Source organism: Jiulongibacter sediminis (genome assembly GCF_001306455.1).
GTDB classification, from domain to species: Bacteria; Bacteroidota; Bacteroidia; order Cytophagales; family Spirosomataceae; genus Jiulongibacter; species Jiulongibacter sediminis.
In genome coordinates this window covers 149,734-165,863 of the sequence record NZ_LGTQ01000005.1, presented here as the reverse complement: position 1 = coordinate 165,863, position 16,130 = coordinate 149,734, and the positions used below count along the sequence as shown (strand labels likewise).

Annotated in this window: 15 protein-coding genes; 9 read left to right on the top strand and 6 right to left on the bottom strand. The window is 41.2% G+C overall.

Annotation, left to right across the window (positions count from 1 at the left end):
* Window positions 1-10 precede the first annotated feature (10 nt).
* Complete coding sequence (locus AFM12_RS00725; RefSeq protein ID WP_229308441.1) at window positions 11-1,531, bottom strand: M61 family metallopeptidase; 1,521 nt, start codon at window positions 1,529-1,531, stop codon at window positions 11-13.
* Between the two features lie 149 nt (window positions 1,532-1,680).
* Here AFM12_RS00725 and AFM12_RS00720 point away from each other — a divergent pair, with 149 nt between their 5' ends.
* Genes AFM12_RS00720 through AFM12_RS00710 form a run of 3 tightly spaced genes read left to right on the top strand, consistent with a single transcriptional unit; the run spans window position 1,681 to window position 3,677 of the window.
* Window positions 1,681-2,949: a TlpA family protein disulfide reductase gene (locus AFM12_RS00720; RefSeq protein WP_055143175.1), complete on the top strand. Its 1,269-nt coding sequence runs from the start codon at window positions 1,681-1,683 to the stop codon at window positions 2,947-2,949.
* Window positions 2,950-2,986: 37 nt separating this feature from the next.
* Entirely contained in the window at window positions 2,987-3,226 is a 240-nt protein-coding gene (locus AFM12_RS00715) for a hypothetical protein (protein ID WP_055143173.1), read from the top strand.
* A 16-nt stretch (window positions 3,227-3,242) separates the two neighbouring features.
* Entirely contained in the window at window positions 3,243-3,677 is a 435-nt protein-coding gene (locus AFM12_RS00710) for a DoxX family protein (protein WP_055143171.1), read from the top strand.
* Here the strand turns inward: AFM12_RS00710 and AFM12_RS00705 are convergent.
* Together AFM12_RS00705 and AFM12_RS00700 are read right to left on the bottom strand one after the other, a co-directional pair.
* Window positions 3,674-4,129 carry a GlcG/HbpS family heme-binding protein gene (locus AFM12_RS00705; RefSeq protein ID WP_055143169.1) on the bottom strand — a complete coding sequence of 152 codons (456 nt, stop codon included), beginning with the start codon at window positions 4,127-4,129 and terminating at the stop codon, window positions 3,674-3,676. The two genes, AFM12_RS00710 and AFM12_RS00705, sit on opposite strands and share 4 nt — an antisense overlap.
* Window positions 4,130-4,132: 3 nt before the next feature.
* Window positions 4,133-6,946 (bottom strand): PQQ-dependent sugar dehydrogenase, encoded by a 2,814-nt coding sequence (locus tag AFM12_RS00700; RefSeq protein ID WP_055143167.1) that lies wholly within the window; start codon window positions 6,944-6,946, stop codon window positions 4,133-4,135.
* Window positions 6,947-7,089: 143 nt separating this feature from the next.
* On the opposite strand from AFM12_RS00700, the gene AFM12_RS00695 reads away from it, so the two are divergent.
* Window positions 7,090-7,533, top strand: coding sequence for a YciI family protein (locus tag AFM12_RS00695; RefSeq protein WP_095533184.1), 444 nt, complete (start codon window positions 7,090-7,092; stop codon window positions 7,531-7,533).
* Here the strand turns inward: AFM12_RS00695 and AFM12_RS00690 are convergent.
* From AFM12_RS00690 to recA, 3 genes are read right to left on the bottom strand one after another with little or no spacing between them, the layout of a single operon-like run.
* Window positions 7,530-8,315 carry a DUF3108 domain-containing protein gene (locus AFM12_RS00690; protein ID WP_055143165.1) on the bottom strand — a complete coding sequence of 262 codons (786 nt, stop codon included), beginning with the start codon at window positions 8,313-8,315 and terminating at the stop codon, window positions 7,530-7,532. The genes AFM12_RS00695 and AFM12_RS00690 overlap by 4 nt on opposite strands.
* Window positions 8,312-9,349, bottom strand: a complete 1,038-nt coding sequence (locus tag AFM12_RS00685; RefSeq protein ID WP_055143163.1) for an aminopeptidase — start codon at window positions 9,347-9,349, stop codon at window positions 8,312-8,314. The genes AFM12_RS00690 and AFM12_RS00685 overlap by 4 nt, the downstream gene beginning before the upstream one ends.
* 60 nt (window positions 9,350-9,409) lie before the next feature.
* Window positions 9,410-10,450, bottom strand: coding sequence for a recombinase RecA (gene recA, locus AFM12_RS00680; protein WP_055143161.1), 1,041 nt, complete (start codon window positions 10,448-10,450; stop codon window positions 9,410-9,412).
* A 283-nt stretch (window positions 10,451-10,733) separates the two neighbouring features.
* Here recA and AFM12_RS00675 point away from each other — a divergent pair, with 283 nt between their 5' ends.
* The 5 genes from AFM12_RS00675 to rny all read left to right on the top strand — a co-directional run bounded on the left by AFM12_RS00675 (window position 10,734) and on the right by rny (window position 15,914).
* Entirely contained in the window at window positions 10,734-11,111 is a 378-nt protein-coding gene (locus AFM12_RS00675; protein ID WP_055143159.1) for a DUF4359 domain-containing protein, read from the top strand.
* Between the two features lie 53 nt (window positions 11,112-11,164).
* Window positions 11,165-13,588 carry a phenylalanine--tRNA ligase subunit beta gene (gene pheT / locus AFM12_RS00670; protein ID WP_055143157.1) on the top strand — a complete coding sequence of 808 codons (2,424 nt, stop codon included), beginning with the start codon at window positions 11,165-11,167 and terminating at the stop codon, window positions 13,586-13,588.
* Entirely contained in the window at window positions 13,588-13,977 is a 390-nt protein-coding gene (locus AFM12_RS00665; RefSeq protein ID WP_055143155.1) for a hypothetical protein, read from the top strand. The genes pheT and AFM12_RS00665 overlap by 1 nt, the downstream gene beginning before the upstream one ends.
* A gap of 18 nt (window positions 13,978-13,995) precedes the next feature.
* Entirely contained in the window at window positions 13,996-14,283 is a 288-nt protein-coding gene (locus tag AFM12_RS00660; protein WP_055143153.1) for a cell division protein ZapA, read from the top strand.
* A 65-nt stretch (window positions 14,284-14,348) separates the two neighbouring features.
* Window positions 14,349-15,914: a ribonuclease Y gene (rny, locus tag AFM12_RS00655; protein WP_055143151.1), complete on the top strand. Its 1,566-nt coding sequence runs from the start codon at window positions 14,349-14,351 to the stop codon at window positions 15,912-15,914.
* Window positions 15,915-16,130 lie beyond the last annotated feature (216 nt).

Below are 16,130 nucleotides of genomic sequence, written 5' to 3'. Positions count from 1 at the left end.
CTTGAGTCATTTATAAAGCTAAATTCTTACTCCAGACTTCCAGCAACATCTTCTGTTGGTCAGTCGGATTTACCATTTTTCTGATTTGAATCTTCATTCCTTCCCGGGTATAATTAAGACCAATTTTATTGAGGTATTCCTGATGTGGAAGTGGCTCTGAATTCTGAATATAATCATGAATAAAGTCTCCGATTTCTGGATAGGTCATCTTCACCAAATCATCGAAAAAAGTCTTTTCTGAGAATGGATTTCCCTTTCCATATTTATCAACCAGTTCCAGCATTACTTCTCTCAGGCCACGTGTACCATTTGAAAGCTCCAGCAATCTGATATCTAAATAACCTGCCACCAATGAGCCTTTGTAGTAAATGTTGCCGTATTGCTTGGCACCTTCCTGGGTGAAGGATCGGGCTGCAAGTTCACTCAGGCTCCTGCTTTTGTCAAAATAGTTTTCATTGACCAGAATTTTCTGAGCAATGGAGTTTTTTACGTATTCATCAAACGAAGTGACACCTCCGCGATAAAGCAAAATATTAGAAGCCCACTCGGTAACACCTTCATACAGCCAAAGGTGCTCTGACGGCGTTGGCTCCACAAAATTGAAGGACTCAATAATCTCAGAGTGGATATTTAAAGGAGTTACAATATGAAAGAACTCATGGGACGCAATATCGGTCACCTGCTTCATATATTGCTCGGTAGGTTCCTGCTCGCCTAAAACATATTCGGAGCTGTAAGAATGCTCCCAGGCTCCTGTAGTTCCGCTTGGGTTCGGTAAAAAGTAGTAAAGAAAAGTGTAACGATCTACAGGTAGTTTTACCAAAAACTTTTGAGAAGCCTGTAGCATATCTTTCATATTGGTCAGCAGCGACTCAGAATCAAATTTCCCCTGTTCTGAGTAGGTAAAAATCCTTACAGGTGTATCAGCTACCTTGGTCTCAGCCCTGGTCAGGTTACCTGAAAGAATGGGTGAATCAACTGCGTGATCAAAAGATTCGGCCAGAAAATACTCACCTTCCTGCTCTAAAGCCGTACCCGTCATCCATTCTGGGTTTCCTATGACTTTTATTTTCAAAGGCTCACTTTGATTACCCTGAAAATAGCCCATAACAGTGTGGGCATTAATAAGGGTATGATCATTTTCAATACTACTACCACACATCATATACACGGGATAACTGCTTACCTGCGTGTCAAAAGTTTCGGCAACCTGATAATGAATAGATTTCACTTTATGCGGCTTGCTGATTTCATACTGGTTAGGAGCCATGAAGGTAGTTTTAATCTCTTTGCCTTTCTTATTCAAAGCCTTAAAGCCGGAAACAAAACGACCAATATTTTGCGTTTGATAAGTTCCCGGAGCTGTGGCGGCAAACTGGAATACTTTTGTCGTTTTCGGCAATTCTTGTCGCACATCAATGAAAACCTGAAATGTATCAGTGTTTTGAGTAACATCAATGGTATAAGTCAATGATTGACCCATTGCCTGAGATACAGTGACCGCCAGAAAAAGCAGAAATAAATTTTTCATTTTCGTTTTTAGTCTTTTGTTTTCGTGTAATTGGCGGCAAAGATAAGCCCATTTTCGATGGATGAGACCCTTTTTTCTACCTTTCGTTGCAAACAATGGCTGGAAAATTGCGTTAGTAAACCGAAACCCCTGTTGACTGTTTTATCAATATGACAAAGCAAAACTTCTCCATATTTCTGAAAGGTCTGCTTACCTTTTTCCTTTTCAATACTCTTAACAAAAGCCTGGCTTCAGAGCCATTTAGAGCCGATGAGAAAGACCCTTACTTACTGTCAAGTTTCTCCCATGAGAAGGAACTGGAAAACCTTTTGGCAGTTCCTTCTCAGTCTAAATTCGCCGAGGATTTTGAAACAGAATTCGGGGAAAATTTTGACACTGGAACCCAATACGAGGCCCTCAAAACAACCAACGTGGATGAATGGGAAATGAAACTCTTTGAGCAGAGAAATAAGCAAATGGAGTTCTTTAAATCTTATAAGGACTTTAACAGTTTCTCAGAAGAGTTTATTGACCTTGTCACGGCCAATATCAATTATAATTACTGGCATTTGCTTTTGGCCTATTCTATCAACAGAAGCAATGATAATACCGCCCAGTTAACCGTCACATCGCTTCCTGCAATCATGACGGAGCCTATTGATCCTTCAAAAATTGACAATGACAAACGACTGATTTCAAAAAGTTATCGTGAGTTCCTCCCCTATTTCGTCATTTATTTTAACTCCAAAGAAAATCGTTTTAAGAAGTATACCGATGGTGTTAAAAGTATTACAGACAAGGCTGACTTTGCTGAAAAATACCTTAGCGGAGAGGTTTTTGACTATACCATGACCCGTCTTTTGGAGAAAAACCATCAAATGCTGAGTACAAGTGCTTTCAGAATATGGGCAAGTCATATTTACTGTGAAAACCTGCAACGCTATTTAACGGACAACTACTTTGACAAAGTAGCAGAGGCTGAAGCCAGCCGGGCAGATCAGAAAAAGGAAATCAGCGAAAACAAGAACAAATCTGGTTTGCCGAATATCATGGACCTTGCTGATGAAAGCTTCACTTTTGAGAAGTATAAAGGTAAGGTAGTTTATGTTGATTTTTGGGCCAGTTGGTGTGGACCATGCCGTCAGGAGTTTCCGTACAGCAAAGCCATGCATGAAGGCTTAACAGCCAAACAAAAGAAAGAGATAGTTTTCCTCTACATCTCCATTGATCAGGATTTAGAAAAATGGAAAGCTGCTGTGGAGAAACTTGGTCTAAAAGATTTTGGTGAAAACGGACACTCTTTTGAAGTATCAGGCAGGTATCAGGTAAAAAGTATTCCTCGTTACATGATTATTAACAAAAATGGAGAAATAGTAAATATGAATGCTCCCCGCCCCAGCAGCCCTGAAACTTTGCCAAAGCTATTAGAGTTATTGTAAAACATCCGTTAATTTTACTTCCGAATAAGACTTCAACATGTTAAAAATAATATTTATCGTTTTTCTAGTCATTGCTTTTGTACCTCCGGTAAGGAAATTCCTTTTCTGGCTGGTGGTGGGCAGATCAATGGTAAATGAACAGAAAAAATACAATCAACAGAGCCAGAAACAAAACCGAAAAGACGGTGATATCAATGTAGATTATGTACCTAAAAATGCTAAAGGTCATGATTACCGTGGAGGAGAATATGTTGATTACGAAGAAGTTGAAGATTGAAACCCACGCCTAAGCAATGCTTAAGAAATTCTTTAAAGTTACTGCACTTCCTCCTTACGTTGATTTTGCCATTTTTATTTTGAGAGTTGGTATCTCCATCTTGATGATAACTCATGGCTGGGCTAAGCTTGAAAGAGCAATAGGTGGCAACTGGGGTTTCGCTGACCCTATCGGTGTTGGAGAAAAAACGTCTTTGCTTTTAACCATTTTCTCAGAACTTATCTGCTCAATTCTTGTCCTGCTAGGTTTATTTACCCGCCCGGCACTTTTCTTCCTTATTTTCACCATGTGCGTTGTAGTCTTTATGGTAAAATTGGGAGATGGCATTGGTGAAATGGAGAAAGGTTTACTTTTTCTTATTCCTTATTTGTCTTTGTTCATCTGGGGACCGGGTCGTTATTCTCTCGACTATTATATATTTGGCAAAACCAGAAAATCTGTTCGAAATTAGATCAGTTCAGCCAGGGCCTTCTTAATGGCATTTTTGACTATTGACAAATCATTCACTCCCTCAAAGCCGCTGAACCCGCAGGAGATCCTTGTTTCATTATCCAGATCAATAGGTTGGCCACCCTCCCATCCCATTAAATCGGGTAGTTCAATACCAAAATCTTTATAGTTAATTTCGCCGGCAAAAACGGCCTTTTCATATTCACCTGTTTTCATTCCTGTGATCCAAACCTGAGAGGCTTTTCGGTAAGCAATATCATAGAAACTCCGACCTCTCACCTTATCATCACCCCAAATTTTGCCATAGATCATCCCCGTTTCATCAATGATGCAGGCGGCCACATTCCCGTCGGAAATTGACCAGTCCACTTCACTATTTCTGAACTTTGGAATTTCACTTGAGATGATCTCAAAAGCTCTCTCAACAACTTCTTTCAATTTTGACTGATTCATTTTTTATTCGGGTCTTAATTCGATACCTGAGAAAGAAAACACATTCTGATTAAACTTAGCCTTTGGGCTCTTTGGCACAAAATACAAGTCGTGAACTCCCTTGACCTGCTGTATAGGAACATTAATCACCTGAGAACGGCCCTGAAAATATTCAGCAGCTCCAACCTCCATCCGTTGCAGCTGCTCCTGATAGATTTTGCGGTGAGGCTCCTTGCCAATACCTTCCACGTCCTCTCCCACGTCTATTTGTCTTATTTCAGCTTCACCAATTTTTCTTCCTTCCGGGTTATCCACTCGTATTTCAAGTATTCCACCCGCACTTGAGGTTCGGTTTGAAGCCTGAACCAACAGATCGACACTTCCAATTCCACTCAAATCAATACCTTCAAAACCAATAAAAGACTGATCTCCAAAGAACTGTAAGACGTGAGTTGGTGTATCAACGTTTTCGGTATTTTTTGAAAAATCATGTTTTTGAGGATCGAGAAAGGGGTATTTCAAGAATGAAATAGATTCTGTGCTAATCGAAGGTACTTTTTTAGCTCCTTCATCGGTATATGCGGCCCTGATAACATACCCACCGAAACCACTTTCAAGATTCGGAATTTTAGTTTCAAACTCACCTGACACAGGAGCAGAAACCTCCTCAAGTTCAGGTTCTGAAAAACTTAGAATATACCGAACCATTGCTTCAGCATCACTCTCCGAAAGTTGTGGATGAGCTGCCATTGCATGATCTCCCCAAACACCCTGACCACCGGAAATAACCTTCGCGGCCAGTTTTTGAGTTGCTCCGGCCTGCGATTGATATCTTTCAGCCACCTGTTCATAAGATGGGCCAATTGATTTCTCTTTTGGTAAGTGACATGATCCGCAATCGCTTTTTGAGATGAGTTTATACCCTGTATTGAAACGTGCCCGGATATCAGCCGTGGCATAATTTGAAGAAATTTCAATGGGGTCAAATGTCTCCGGCATATAATCAATATTGACCGCAACCTGGGAAGGTAATATTTCGGAAAAATCAAGACTACCGTCTTCAGCATCTTTTACCAACACTTCATATTTGACCTTCTCATCTGGGAAATAGAAGCTTTTGTTACCCTCGAGAATTTCAGTTTTAACTTCTGGAGCCGTATTACCTGCTTTAATATCAAGCTGTTCTGTAGTCAAAACACCGTGACTGTCTTCCACCTCAAGTTGGACTTTGTAAACACCAGGTTTGGTAAACTGGTAATTCATTTCATCCATTTCACCAGTACGGGACTTGACTTCTTTCCCTTCAAGAGAGATTTTCCAATGATTAATGATATCATCACCATCAGGATCAAAAGAACCGACCGAAGAAAAGTTAACTTCAAGCGGCAAGGCACCATTTTGCCTATCGGCCTGAAGCTTGACCACTGGTGGACGGTTACCGGCGTTATACTCAATTTTAAACAAACCGGAATTCTCCGCAGCACCAAACCAGTTGGTTCCGTATTTCAAAAAATATAAATCTCCATCAGGTCCAAAAGCCATATCAATTAGGCTGCTAAAGTTTTCTTTGGGTAGAAAACGCTCCATTGAGACATAGTCTGAATTTTCGTCCATAGTGACCGACATGATCCAGCCTCGCATAAAGTCGGCAATAAGAAGCTTCCCTTCATAGTAATCTGGCCAGAGTCTTGCCTCTTTGTCAAAATCATCCTGATGATAAACAGCTACTCCCGTAGCACTTCGACCGGAAACTCCAAGCAATGGGAATTTCTCGGAAATATCGTAAGGATACCAAATAAAAGCAGGTGTTGGTGGGGGTAGCTTTTTCAATCCTGTATTATTGGGAGAGTTATTTAAAGGCCCCTCTAGGCTGAACAATTCCCCCTTTTCCTTTGTCTCAAAGTTCAAATCGCGGTAAGGCTCATTATTGCCCGCGAAGTAAGGCCAGCCAAAGAACCCGGCCTTTTTTGCCTGATTAAACTCATCGTATCCCGCAGGCCCCATTTCCGTACTTTTAGGGGCATCTGGCCCAACTTCTCCCCAATACAAATAACCTGTATGCGAGTCAATGGCAGGTCGCCATGGATTTCGGGAGCCTTTCGTATAAATTTCTGGTTTCGTCTTCGGTGTTCCCGGAGTAAATAGGTTACCTTCTGGTATTTCATAGCTACCGTCAGGCATGGGTTTAATTCTCAAAACGGACCCTCTGAGATCATTGGTATTCCCCGCTCCCCTCTGATCGTCCCAAGGCTCCCGGCCTGACCTTTCGTCGAGAGGGGCATAACCACCTGAACCACCATTACTGGTATTATTACCAACGGTTAAATATAGATTTCCGGACGGATCAAAGACCATTCCCCCACCTGTGTGGCAGCATTCCTGCCGCTGAACCGGAAATTCCAGAATAACTTTCTCAGAACCTTCAACCAATTGATCATCCACAAAATCCCAACGGGTCAGCATATGTTTGGGCTCCGATGGGTGAGAATAAAAAAGATAAAGCCAATGGTTCTCCTCAAAATTCGGATCAGCAACAATCCCCATCAAGCCCTCTTCGGCTTCTCTTTCCTTACCCTCGGTATTGACATACTTTGTGTTGCAATCAATTATTCCAACCGTAAAAACATCTTCAAGAGCCGGGTCGTAAAGCTTCAAAGCTCCTTTTCGCTCAATAAATAAGACTTTTCCTCCCGGGATAAAAGTCAGCTCCATCGGTTCATCAAAATCAGTAGCCAACTTTTTTACACTGAAACGAGATTCATCAGGTTTTTGAGCTAAAACTACACCTACACAAAAGACCAAAAGACAGAGAGTCAGCAATAATTTTAAGGAATTCATTAGGGTTTAATTGTACTTTAGGTAAGATACATAAGTCAATTAATCAGACCAACTATCCTTAGATTTCAAGGCCAAAAAAGGAGATGAATGCAGCGAAGGCCGAACATTTTCTACATTTTGCAATAGAAATAAACTCGAATTCTATGAAACTCCTTTCTTTGTTTTTTCTGATCCTTCTGGTAGCTCCCGCTAAAGCCCAGTTTGATCAATCTTTGGCAGACAGTGTAGGAGCCGATGAGTACGGTATGAGAACCTACGTGATGGCTTTTTTGAAAAGAGGGCCTAACCGAGACAGATCAAAGGAAGAATCAGCCAGATTACAACGAGCTCATTTAGACAATATTGGCCGTTTGGCTGAAGAGGGTAAGCTTGTAATGGCGGGCCCGTTTTTTGCTTCCCCGGAAGATGATCTCAGAGGCATATACATTTTTGATGTAGATAGCATTGAAGAGGCTCAGGCTTTGACAGAAACTGATCCTGCTATTCAGGCCGGAAGCTTAGTGATGGAATTAAAGAAATGGTATGGTTCGGCAGCTTTGAAACTTATGCTTCCACTTTCTAAAATGGTCACTAAAAAGGATATTTAAGACCAGACAAATTGATTTCTAACATTGTGATAATCCACCATTTCCATTGAAATTGTCCCGAAAGAGAAATCAATTTCAAGGCGAATGGGAACTCTATTGGCATCATCTGAAACGAAAATACGAATGGCATCATCACCTTGGAAAAGTTTGTTAGGTGGTAAAACCGGATTAAGTTTTAGTACTTTTATTTTACCAAAGCGGGTTTTTACGTAGTCATCTCCTACGTATTTAACTGACATATTATAAAGCTCATCGTCAAAAAACATCGGGGCCTTTACCGTTTTCCCTTTGCCGATGTCGGAAAAATCCACAGTTCTGAGATAGTAATAACCGGAAACCACGTCCTGAACATACTTTGGAACATTGTAGACCTCTACTTTCTCTTTTTCTTCCTTTTTGACAACATTCCGATTGTGATCAAAGGTAAAGGTCTGGTCGCGGGCAAAATTATTCTCCCGGGCACTGTAAATAAATTTATGAGGAATAATGGCTGTGGTGTCAATGTAGGAGCGATAGGTGTTTGAAACCTTCCAAAGGCTTGCCATTCCGGCTGTTTTACCTAGAACATTTACCCGATAGCAAGGTCTGTTATTGACTTTGAAAATCTTATCATGAACCTGAACATTAGCCTGCCCCACTGTGATAAAACCGTATTTCACTTTGTAAGTGTATTCTTCACCGGCCTGAAAGCTATGATTTTCAACTGATCGGTAACGATCAGCCACAAAACCAACACTGGCAGTTAAAAATAAACCTAAAATGACAAATACTGATTTCTTCATTTCCCGATACTGCTGTATTTCTTTTTCAGCTCCTCCAAATAAGCCTTAAAATTATGATTAAATTTTGATTCCAGTTCTACTTTAAACTCCGACTGCTTCGCCTGATAGGTTTTGAACGAAGTAAACGATGCGTTATTCACCGTACCCCGTCCCTGATAAGTAAAGCCCCTCCCCGCCGGATAGATTTTTTCTGCCGCCACCATTATACTATCAATAAGGTCGAACTTCAATCGGTTCTTATTATTAGACTCCATTTCTGGTGTAAAGGTTTGAAATAAGCTATCTAATCTTATGGCTCCTGACAGCATATGCTGAGAAAAAGCCTCATTTAGTTGCTTCGATTCCTCATAATCCTGATAGACCCAGGAGCTATCACCATACTTTGATTTGAGAAATAATTTGGCTCCCTCATCACCTACGAAATCAGCAAGGTTTTCGTTGAACTCGAGATCGTTTTTTACAAAGAGTGTTCCGTGTGTCAATTCATGAATAATCAAGGCAGCAAGATTTCCGGGCGATTTAGTAAGCATAGAACTTAAAATAGGATCATCAAGATAACCGAGTGTACTCCAGGCTGAAACCTCTCCTACCCTGATATCATAACCTTCTTTCTTTAACTCTTTAACTTCCTTCTCTACCTTGGCCTTCTCAAAATGTCCCTTATAGGCAAACTCTCCAATAATGGGGAATTCCCACTTTTTTGGCTCAAGACTATATGGAGGGCAGGCCGTGATCACCCAAAGAATAGGTTCTCCCTTCTGATCATAAAAGCTTTCATAGCTTCCACTAGGTTTCAAACCCAGTGAATCAACCGTAAACTTTTTTATCTCCTGTATAAGTTCAATCTTAGATTTCAGAGAGTCAGGAAAGCTTGGATTTTCCATGACCTCAGAGATGCGTTCAGTATTAAAAATAATGTTCAACTGCCCCCGCAACTGACTGATTCCGTAGTTTACGGCATTAAAGTTCACCGCGTAGAAAATGGTTAAAATCGCAACGAATAAACCTAAAGTGGAAAGGAAAACTTTCTTCATGTGATAACAAAAAAAAGAGTGGGCATAACCCACTCTTCAAACGTAATCAAATTCAAAATATTAATCTTCCTTCTGCAATTCTTTCTCCATAAGAGCATCTGAATTTCCGGAAACCGTTTCTTTGATTTTAGCCTCAAGAGCATCCATCAATTCCGGTGTATCTCTTATCAGATTCTTGACTGAATCTCTACCCTGACCTAATCGATCTTCGCCATAGGAGAACCAGGAACCAGATTTTTTAACCACATCAAGGTCAACAGCAAGATCAAGAACCTCACCAGCTTTGGAGACACCCTCGCCATACATGATATCAAACTCTACGACTTTAAACGGAGGAGCCACCTTGTTTTTCACAACTTTTACACGTGTACGGTTACCCACCACCTCTGCATTACTATCCTTAATCTGACCAATTCGACGAATATCCAGACGAACTGAAGCATAAAACTTAAGGGCATTACCGCCAGTAGTGGTCTCCGGAGAGCCAAACATAACGCCGATTTTATCACGAAGCTGGTTGATGAAAATACAAGTACAGCCTGTTTTATTAATGGTACCAGTTAATTTTCTCAAAGCCTGTGACATCAAACGAGCCTGAAGACCCATTTTACTATCACCCATATCTCCTTCCAGTTCTGCCTTCGGCACAAGTGCGGCAACGGAGTCAATCACACAAATATCAATTGCTCCTGAAGAGATCAAATGCTCGGCAATTTCAAGAGCCTGTTCACCATAATCAGGTTGAGAGATTAATAGGTTTGCCGTATCAATTCCAAGTTTTTCGGCATAAAGACGATCAAAGGCATGCTCAGCATCAACAATAGCCGCAATACCACCTTTTTTCTGAGCTTCAGCGATAGCGTGCATCGCCAAAGTGGTTTTACCCGAAGATTCAGGCCCGTAAATTTCAACGATTCTTCCGCGAGGGAAACCTCCTACTCCAAGAGCCAGATCAAGGCCAAGCGAGCCGGTTGATATAGTAGGTACATCCTGAACATTGGCATCACTTAAACGCATAACGGTTCCTTTTCCGAATGCCTTGTCTAATTTGTCGATGGTTGTCTGGAGTATTTTTAGTTTTTCTTTATTCTCTTCTGCCATGGTAAAAATGTTAGCGTTTTAGGGAATTGTTTTTTCTGCGAACAAAGATATTGTATCATAGCAAATTTTACTAGCAATAAACCGCTAAGAATTTTAGCAATGCTTTTTTATCTTCGAAACGCCGCTTTAGAAGATTCGACGAAAATTAATCAGAATCAACTTTAAAGGACTACAACTAACATAAAGTGTATGCTCAAAACTTTAGCACGCCTTAGGAGCTAGAACTAACTGTTTCAATAAATTTAAGATCTTTGCGTTTGAGAATGAATACAAAGCTATTTAAATGCGTAACACTATTTTAATTCTGGCCATTGCCGCGTTAATCGGCGTCTTCACTAATCCTCCTCTGGAGAAACATCAGAAAGCCATTCAGGAGAAAGTTGAAAACCTCAAAGAGATTGATGAAGATATCGATGGCGATGATCTTAAGAAAATCGGTGCATTATTGGGTGAAGCCATTGGTTTGAATACAATGGAAAAATATCTTAATAACAATGTGCGTATTGAGGACTTGAAAGTCTGCTCATTAACACAGTTAAAAATCAATGGCGATTATAAAACTGTGGGAATTGGAGCCTTCGGCAAGATTTTCCTCTTTGATGATATGAAGACTTTTGTAGAAGAAAAGGCTGAAGAATTAAAAGATAAAACCAACGGCTAAACTGAGTTTTTCTATCTTTGCGGTTTATATAAAAACAGACGCTGTAAAGTAGTATGCTCATATCTTATAACGCCCTAAAGAGCCTTATTGATTTTCCGCAAAACCCTGAAGAGCTTTCCGCACTTCTTACTTCTACCGGGCTTGAGGTAGAAGGCCTGAATGAGGTTTTGCCCGTGCCAGGTGGCCTAGCGGGGCTTGTGATCGGAGAGGTCAAAACTTGTGAACCACATCCAAATGCAGATAAACTAAAGTGTACCACTGTTGATGTAGGGGGCGGCGAATTGCTGAGTATCGTTTGCGGAGCACCAAATGTGGCCGCAGGTCAGAAAGTGATTGTAGCTACTGTAGGCACAACACTTTACCCAACAGAGGGCGATTCTTTTCAGATCAAGAAATCGAAAATCAGAGGTGAAGTTTCTGAAGGGATGATTTGTGCTGAAGATGAAATCGGCTTGGGCCAATCGCATGCTGGTATCATGGTTTTAGATACCAATAAACCAAATGGAACACCCGCAGCTGACTACTTCAATCTCAAAACAGATTACTGCATTGAAATAGGTCTTACTCCGAATAGAGCTGACGCCGCCTCTCATTTTGGTGTGGCCAGAGATATCAGAGCTATTACGAACAAAGGGATCACCTTACCGGCCGTTGATAGTTTCAGCACCGGAACTGCAGAAAATACGATAAAACTTAAGGTAGAAAATACGGAGGCTTGTCCACGTTTTTGTGGTTTGGAAATCAGAGGAGTTGTAGTCAAAGAGTCGCCGCAATGGCTGAAAGACTTCCTGGGCACAATCGGAGTCAACAGTATTAACAATCTGGTTGATATCAGTAACTATATCTGTCATTATCTGGGACAACCGATGCACATTTTTGATGCTGATAAAATAAGAGGTCAGGAAATCATTGTGAAGGCCCCTCAAAAAGGAACCAAAATCAAAACACTGGATGGTCTTGAACGTGAATTAAACGGGAACGACCTGGCCATTTGCGATGCAGAAGGACCAATCGGAATTGCCGGTGTTTTTGGAGGTGAGGATTCAGGGGTAACTGAAGAAACGACAAATGTTTTCCTTGAAGTTGCCTATTTCAACCCTGACTGGGTCAGAGGTACAGCCACCCGTCACAGCCTGAAGACTGACGCCAGTTTCAGGTATGAAAGAGGGACTGATCCGAATATGCCTCCTTATGCCATTAAGTCAGCAGCATTACTAGTGAAAGAACTCGCAGGTGGTGAATTCTGCAAAGAGTTGTTTGAGAATTATCCGGTAGAAATCAAAAACCAGGAGGTCAAGGTCAAATTCAAAAACATTGACCGATTACTTGGCAAGCAACTCCCAAAAGGTTTGATTATTGACATTCTTCAAAAACTTGATATTTCAGTTGAGGCTCAAACAGAAGAAGGTCTCACGCTCTCAGTTCCTCCGTATCGTGTTGATGTGACCCGGGAGGCAGACGTAGTTGAAGAGATTTTAAGAATTTATGGTTTTGACAATATTGAATTGAGTGAAAACCTTTCTTCCGATTATCTATCAGACTTCCCGAAAGTTGAACCAGATTTACAACGTCTCAAAGTTTCGGAGCTTTTGGCCGGAAACGGTTTCTTTGAGGTTCAAAACCTTTCGATTGTAAAGCCTTCTCAAAATGCCGTTTTAGGCGATGCAGAGGAAACACAGGTTAAGCTTCTCAATCCGTTAACCGAAGACCTCTCTGTAATGAGAAACAGCCTCCTGTTCTCTGGCTTGCAAACTCTGGCGTACAACATTAACAGAAGAAGCAAAGACCTGAAAATCTATGAGTTCGGAAGAGTTTACGGTAAAAAGGTCAACGAAAACGGTACAAAATACTTCGACAAACAGGTACTAGGCCTCTGGATCACAGGAAATGCCGAAGCCGAAAGCTGGCAGGTGAAAAGCACAAAGGCCACGTTCTTTGACCTTAAAAATGCCTTGACAAAAGTTTTGGCAGGCATGAAATTAAATGGTCTCACCACTGATGAAGCAGTAGAAGCTCGTTTTGAATATGGCATAAACTATAAACTGAATAATAAGATCATCGCCGTGGCAGGAAAAGTCAAAAGTTCGCATCTTAAATATTCAGGAGTTAAACAGGACGTTTTCTACGCAGAGGTAGATTGGGAATATGCGTTAAAGAAATACACTCCTGAAGTTAGCTTTGTTGAAATTCCTAAGTTTCCGGCCGTGCGTAGAGACCTCTCTCTGGTGCTGAATAAAGAAGTGGGTTTTGACCAGATTAAAAATGTCGCCGAGCAAACAGAAAGGAAATTGCTCACAGGGGTTAATGTTTTCGACATTTACGAAGGAGAAAATCTTGGTGCAGGTAAAAAATCATACTCGGTAAGCTTTACTCTACAAGATCCAAACAAGACACTCAATGACAAGGCCATTGACAAAACAATGAGCCGGCTTATACAGGTTTTTGAGTCAGACTTGGGAGCGGAAATCAGAAGATAATGGCAAAGAAACACGCTGCTTTTGAGCAAGAAAATGCCCGCATGTTTGCCAGTCTTGAGAAAGTGGCCGGCAAGGTGGAGCAGCGTATATCTTCTGTAAAAACGCTTGAACAGGAAAATCGCGGCCTGAAATTTGAAATTGATAATTTAAAAGAGGAAAAAGAGAAGTTGAAACGTCAGCTTTCTGTCCTCAAAAAAGATAAAGATTCGGCTGAAAAGAAAGCCCGGATCCTCGATGCTCTGGAAGAGCAAAATTTTACTATTAAGAATAAAATTGCTAAGATTGTATCGGATATTGATAGTGAGGAGATAAGTGAGATTGACGTAAGAGAATTGATCCAGATGATGATAGGCGAAATAGATGAATGCATTCGCCTGTTACAAAAATAAATAAACGCTTTTCTAACCATGGAGGCAGAAAAAGTCAAAGCCAATATCAAGGTTAACGGTGAAAACATCCCGTTAATAGTGGCCAAAAATGACGAGCCTTTCTTTAGAGAAGCAGCCATTAAAATAAACGAAAAACTAGCTGAGCTTCAAAACAAATACGGAGCTTCAGCAAGTTCGGAGGTTTTGATCACCACAGTGGCCATAGAGGCCATGGTAGATGCCTTGCAGGCTTTTGATAATTACCAAAGGCTACAGCATGAAATTAGTGATCGGCTTCAGCAGATTAATGGCCGTTTGGACTCTTAATTCTCTCCACTGAGCGTTTTTCTCCCGTATTAGTATTCCGACAAAATCACTTAATAAACAAAACGATGTCAGAATATGTAATGCTAGCTGTAGGAATCCTCGCGGGATTGGCTATTGGCTATTTTCTGGGGCAGTCGCTCCTGAAAAAGAAAGTGCAAAACCACGAACAGGAAGCACAAAAAGAAGCAGAAAGAATACTCAAAGAAGCTAATGACCGTGCCGAAAGTATAAAAAGAGACCGCAAACTAGAGGCAAAAGAGCATTTCCTGAAACTCAAATCTGAGTTTGAAGACGATACTTCTAAAAAGAAAAATATCATTATCCAAAACGAGCAGAAAGTAAAGCAGATGCAAAATCAGGCTGCTCAACTGCTGGAAAAGAACAAACGAGAGGAGAATGAACTTAACACTCTCAAACAAAAGCTCACTTCTCAATTAGATGCTGCTAGCAAACGAAAAGAGGAAGCCGAAAAAATGCTGGCTGACCAGGTATCTCAACTGGAGAAAATCTCAGGATTGTCGGCTGAACAGGCTAAAGAGCAACTGATGGACGCCCTGAAAGCCGAAGCTGAATCTAACGCTTCTTCTTATGTCAAGAACAGTATCGAAGAAGCTAAAATGACGGCGACGAAAGAGGCTAAGAAAATCGTCATTCAGACGATTCAAAGAACCGCTGCCGAGCAGGCCATTGAAAACTGTGTTTCTGTTTTCAATATTGAGAGTGACGAAATTAAGGGTAAAATCATTGGTAGAGAAGGCCGTAACATTCGTGCTCTTGAAGCAGCCACAGGTGCTGAAATCATTGTGGATGATACTCCCGAAGCGATCGTAATTTCAAGCTTTGACCCGGTTAGAAGAGAGGTAACCCGCCTGGCTCTTCATAGATTGGTTCAAGATGGACGTATTCACCCGGCGAGAATTGAGGAAGTAGTTAACAAAACCCGAAAAGAAATCGATAACGAGATTATCGAAATCGGAGAACGAACTGTTCTTGATCTTGGTATCCACGGCCTCCACCCTGAGCTGATTAAGATGGTGGGCCGTATGCGTTTCAGATCATCTTATGGTCAGAACCTTCTTCAGCACTCCAGAGAAGTAGCAAAACTTTGTGCTACCATGGCCGCAGAAATGGGCTTCAATGTCAAGCTGGCCAAGCGTGCCGGTCTGCTACATGATATCGGAAAAGTGTATCAGGAAGAATCTGACCTGCCACACGCTATTCTTGGAATGGAACTGGCTAAGAAATACAAAGAGAACCCTGATGTATGTAACGCCATCGGTGCTCACCATGATGAAATCGAGATGACAGCCATGATTTCTCCGGTTATTCAGGTTTGCGATGCGATCAGCGGTTCCAGACCAGGTGCTCGCCGCGAAATGATGAACTCATACGTGCAGCGTCTTCAAGATCTTGAAGATCTGGCCTTAAATTTTGATGGTGTTGAAAAATGCTACGCCATTCAGGCCGGTAGAGAGTTAAGGGTTATTGTGGATGCCGAAAACACCACTGATGAGGCCGCTGGGATGCTATCGCATAACATCTCTCAGAAAATTGAGAAAGAAATGCAGTATCCTGGTCAAATTAAGGTGACGGTCATAAGAGAGATGAGATCAGTGGCCTACGCAAAATAGACTATTGAAAATAGAATTCAGAAACGCTTCAAGGGAACTTGAGGCGTTTTTTTTATTCTATCAGGCCATAAAATTAAAATCTAAATCGTTTAGTCTTGAGTCTTATGTCTCTTGTCTTATATATTCTTTAATTGTTAACAGAATCATAAAGAGAAAGTATTTTAACTTACTGAGTCAACCTTTCGGGATTCACGTACATCTAAAAGTCATAATCAG